Raw genomic sequence first — 3,892 nt, 5'->3', positions numbered from 1 at the left:
TGAATGAAAGCACGACCAACTATCCCGCCGGGCTGTCATTCCTTTTCCTGGGGTGGTTTATCGTTTCGAGATTCCGGCTCTGGTTGCTGGGCAGACGTTGATAAAACCTGCCAGACTCGCTTAACTAAAAAATGAAACGTGGGCCATCTGGAAACTGCAAACAGGTGGACAGTCCCGGCGGGCGGTGGGCTGATCATGAAAAACACCCGCAACGCGAGCCTGATCACACCTTTAAGCTCGTACCGACGGGTGATCGCGTCGCCGACCGGCGTTACGGTCAGCAGTCAAACCCGCCCTTATCGGCGGGTTTTGTTTTGGCCGGCTGAACATCCAACCCCCTCTGTCAAAACAACTCCGAAACAATCCCTGCAGGAAATCCCCGGTACTGAAGAAAACGCATCTGTTTGGCTTTTTCCCTGGCATCCGCCGGCTGTCCGTCACCAAATTTACGTAGCCGAACCGCCTCTGCCCGTTCAAACCAGTCCACCTCCGCCTCCTCCAGCGCCAGACTGACAGTTTCCGAGTCCACGCCCTTCTGTCTTAATTCCTGACTGATCCTGACCGGCCCATGCCCACGGCTAATCCTGCTGCGGATAAAGTTTTCGACAAACCGGTCATTGCTCAGCAAGCGTTCTTCCTCAAGCTGATCCAGTACCGCGCTGACCAGCTGCTCATCATCACTGACCAGCTGCAGTTTCCTGTCGAGGGTTTTACGGGTGTACTCTCGCTGGGCAAGAAGGCTGATGGCCGACTGTCGCAGCATTTCAGCGGTGACCTGTTTCATGGAATGTGCAACTCCGGAATCGTGTGGGGAAGGCTAACTTAGCAGATATTGGGTTATAACAACCGTCTGTTTTTTAAACGTCATATCATGAGTGTTCAGTTAGTTAGCCGCTCTACCTGCAATGACAGTAAACGCGCCTTCCATAATGGATAACATTGATGATGCCTGCTGCAGTCGCAGCTTTTTAAATGGTCAACATCAGCCGACATTCGATCGGCAAAAAAGGCTGCAGCAGGCATCTCTCAAGCTATTCCTACAGGGAGGAGTGATCATGAAGCCGCTGACTGATGAGGAATTCTTCGCTATCGTAAACCACCTGCTCGCCATCACCTACCGCTACGCTGACACCAGTGAAATCGCCCTATCAACCCTGAGCAAAGCTATTCTGACGGCTGCTGCCCATTTCAACGCCCACATGGTCGCCTCGAACGACGAGCCGCTCTGTACCGAACAGGATGAGGCCATCGCCAGCCTGACCGAACAGTACCATCAGGTGCTTCGGGCCAGGCTGGATTTTTACGAAAACCATCCCCCAGGGGAACAGCGCCAGCCTTGACTTATCCCCCATCCGATACAGCAGGCTATCAATCCAGATACCCCTGCTGTCAGGCTGTGGTTTTCGACTTGCCTGTCGCGACACACCGTCTAATGTGTGATGACCGGCGGGAATAGCGTACCCACTGCCCTGCAGCCCACGTATTCCCGGCATTCTGGCCACACAGGGAGGAGTTCCACATGGCAAAAACACAGCAGGAAAAAATCGTCGATGCCTTTAAGATGCTTGTCAGCAAAACCGCCGAGATGCGGGTTAACGGCATACAGGTCAGCAAGGGAAGCGCCTCGTGCATTGGGGGCTTTGAGCTGACGCTGGACCTGATGGATGGCAGCCAGCATGTCATTACCGACCAGTCTCTGCAGACAATGACGCACGACAAGGGCGACTTTAATGTGCAGGTAGTCACCGGCAAAGGTAAGGACAAACTCACGGACGATCTCGTGATTAACTTCTACGTAATGAAAAAGGAAGTCCCGCGTCATCTGTAGGATACAGATCATCACACGACGCTGACATAATAGCGATAATTTGGCCGCATTATACCGAGGTACAGGCTATGGATCCGATCACCTTACGCAAACTCAACCAGCACGAGGACTGCCTCAACGCCGTTGAGCTGCTGGTCGACAACATCGACCGTTTCCTGTTGCAGCTTCAGCGGCGGTCAGAGCCGGACTATGAGCAGGCCATGAAGATGATCGACCATGAAATCCGGATCATCAAGACACTGCTGGCCAACCGCTAGCCGCAACAAACACCATCACAGGGAGGCGCAATGAAAATCATCTGGACCCACGAGTTCATCCAGCAGCTGGAGCGGTTTGATGCGGAGCTTAACCGGCTCCGCCAGCATCGGGACAATCACTTCGGCCATGATCCGGACGATATCAATGCCCCCATTGTGGGCGACATGAAACGCATCACCATGGCGCTGCGGGAGGTCAACGATATCGTTGAAAACCGGGGTTGAGTGCCATGACAGGGAGGTCAGCATGCGACCATTAACAGAAAGTGAGTATGAACAGGTCGAGCGGGAAGCGGAACGTCGGCTGGACGCCATCTGGGCATTCGCCGAAGGCCACACACTCTTGCTGGAGTTTATCGAACAATACGCCCGACAGCTGCAGAAAATGGTGATGAGTCGGGTTATGCGGGAATACCTGAACGATCACCGACCCGGGCAATAAAAAAAGGGACTCACGAGAAGCCCCTGGAGCAAGTGATTACCACTTACCCTTATCGTCGTAGATGAAAATAGCTTTAAAGAAATCCCTGCCCTCGTTTGTCAGGAAATACTCTTCTGACTTTCGAGACGCAAAGCCATACTCGTTAACCAGCACCTTCATGGCCTGATCCACGTCCTGGACATCACGACCGACATGTCGGCTCACCGTCGCCAGGTCACAGGTGACCTTCATTGCCAGCATTTTCTGGGTATTAACGAGATATAACGCCAGCAGGGTGGCCACTTCCAGCATGTTGAGATTGAACAGGGCCGAGGTTTTCCCGATGGCGGTGACCAGCGGATCCTCTGTCAACACGGACGGTTCTACGGCCAGAATATCCACAGCTGACGACAGGCTGCAAGCATCGCAGTCGTAAACGATATCGGTATAGAACCGTCGCCCGGGATGCCGTATAGACACATTCCCTTCGTCATCGAACTTGGTGTAGCCGATATTCAGAACGCGTCGTGCCCGATCGTCCGTTATCCTCATGGACTTTGCAATGGCGCTGATTTTGGCTGTAGAGCCGGATGCACTCAGGATGATCATGGCCAGCACCGACTGCAGTTTGGCATCGCGGTTTTTTCGGGTGATATCCAGCAGTTTCTGTAGTGAGACAACAAGCATAAGGAATACCTCCAGTACCCTGTGAAACATCTTTATTACTGCCCTTCCATCCTACCTTTCCACTGCTGAATCCCGTCTGAACGAAACAATTACCGGAAAAAACCTGTACCAAAAGCGAAACCGATGCGGCGTTTAATGTTTCTATGCCTGAGGAAACCTTATGAAACCCATCCATATCTTCCGCAGTGGTACCCATACCGATTCAACAGGCATCACGACCGGGTTAAGCGAAGATGCCATCAAGGCGTCAGCCGATGCCTACAATCCCACCCTTCATGAAGCGCCCATTGTCGTTGGCCATCCCAAAGACAACAGTCCTGCCTATGGCTGGGTCAGCCAACTCCGGTTTGACGAACAGGGGTTGGAAGCCGAACCCCACCAGATAGATGCAGATTTCGAGGAACTGGTCAAAGCGGGTCGCTACAAAAAAATCAGCGCCAGTTTCTATACGCCGGACAGCCCGAGCAATCCGGTGCCTGGTGTGTTTTATCTACGCCATGTGGGGTTTCTGGGAGCCCAGCCGCCCGCTCTCAAAGGACTCAAGCCGGTCTCCTTCAACGAGCAGGAGGAAGGGGTACTGGAGTTCTCCGCCCCCTACGACACACTCACCATTGCGTCTGTTTTTCGCCGTCTTCGTGAGTTCCTGATCGACAAGTTCAGCCGGGAAGAAGCAGACGAAGTGATCGCCAGCTGGGCCAT

At 53.3% G+C, this 3,892-nt stretch carries 8 protein-coding genes; 6 read left to right on the top strand and 2 right to left on the bottom strand.

Annotation, left to right across the window (positions count from 1 at the left end; translation table 11 throughout):
• Positions 1-343 precede the first annotated feature (343 nt).
• Positions 344-784, bottom strand: a complete 441-nt coding sequence (locus tag ABD892_RS02310; RefSeq protein WP_345193414.1) for a regulatory protein RecX — start codon at positions 782-784, stop codon at positions 344-346.
• A 271-nt stretch (positions 785-1,055) separates the two neighbouring features.
• Between ABD892_RS02310 and ABD892_RS02305 the strand changes: the two genes are divergently transcribed.
• The 5 genes from ABD892_RS02305 (at position 1,056) to ABD892_RS02285 (ending at position 2,527) form a co-directional block, all read left to right on the top strand.
• Positions 1,056-1,340 (top strand): DUF3144 domain-containing protein, encoded by a 285-nt coding sequence (locus tag ABD892_RS02305; RefSeq protein ID WP_345193412.1) that lies wholly within the window; start codon positions 1,056-1,058, stop codon positions 1,338-1,340.
• A gap of 179 nt (positions 1,341-1,519) precedes the next feature.
• Positions 1,520-1,828, top strand: a complete 309-nt coding sequence (locus tag ABD892_RS02300) for a hypothetical protein (protein ID WP_345193410.1) — start codon at positions 1,520-1,522, stop codon at positions 1,826-1,828.
• 68 nt (positions 1,829-1,896) lie between these two features.
• Positions 1,897-2,085, top strand: coding sequence for a hypothetical protein (locus ABD892_RS02295; protein WP_345193408.1), 189 nt, complete (start codon positions 1,897-1,899; stop codon positions 2,083-2,085).
• Between the two features lie 30 nt (positions 2,086-2,115).
• Positions 2,116-2,310: a hypothetical protein gene (locus ABD892_RS02290; RefSeq protein ID WP_345193406.1), complete on the top strand. Its 195-nt coding sequence runs from the start codon at positions 2,116-2,118 to the stop codon at positions 2,308-2,310.
• A 22-nt stretch (positions 2,311-2,332) separates the two neighbouring features.
• Entirely contained in the window at positions 2,333-2,527 is a 195-nt protein-coding gene (locus ABD892_RS02285) for a hypothetical protein (protein ID WP_345193404.1), read from the top strand.
• Between the two features lie 36 nt (positions 2,528-2,563).
• Here the strand turns inward: ABD892_RS02285 and ABD892_RS02280 are convergent, their stop codons facing one another.
• Complete coding sequence (locus tag ABD892_RS02280; protein WP_345193401.1) at positions 2,564-3,193, bottom strand: hypothetical protein; 630 nt, start codon at positions 3,191-3,193, stop codon at positions 2,564-2,566.
• 160 nt (positions 3,194-3,353) lie between these two features.
• Here ABD892_RS02280 and ABD892_RS02275 point away from each other — a divergent pair.
• On the top strand, positions 3,354-3,892 hold a 539-nt coding region (locus ABD892_RS02275; protein ID WP_345193399.1), incomplete at its 3' end, for a hypothetical protein.

Source organism: Kistimonas scapharcae, assembly GCF_039540975.1.
GTDB classification, from domain to species: domain Bacteria; phylum Pseudomonadota; class Gammaproteobacteria; order Pseudomonadales; family Endozoicomonadaceae; genus Kistimonas; species Kistimonas scapharcae.
Note: the sequence above shows the minus strand (reverse complement) of the source record. Positions and strands in the feature narration are given on the sequence as shown.

Coding starts and splice junctions, on each gene's coding strand:
- ABD892_RS02310 (WP_345193414.1), bottom strand. CDS start 784: ATGAAACAGGTCACCGCTGAAATGCTGCGACAGTCGGCCATCAGCCTT.
- ABD892_RS02305 (WP_345193412.1), top strand. CDS start 1,056: ATGAAGCCGCTGACTGATGAGGAATTCTTCGCTATCGTAAACCACCTG.
- ABD892_RS02300 (WP_345193410.1), top strand. CDS start 1,520: ATGGCAAAAACACAGCAGGAAAAAATCGTCGATGCCTTTAAGATGCTT.
- ABD892_RS02295 (WP_345193408.1), top strand. CDS start 1,897: ATGGATCCGATCACCTTACGCAAACTCAACCAGCACGAGGACTGCCTC.
- ABD892_RS02290 (WP_345193406.1), top strand. CDS start 2,116: ATGAAAATCATCTGGACCCACGAGTTCATCCAGCAGCTGGAGCGGTTT.
- ABD892_RS02285 (WP_345193404.1), top strand. CDS start 2,333: ATGCGACCATTAACAGAAAGTGAGTATGAACAGGTCGAGCGGGAAGCG.
- ABD892_RS02280 (WP_345193401.1), bottom strand. CDS start 3,193: ATGCTTGTTGTCTCACTACAGAAACTGCTGGATATCACCCGAAAAAAC.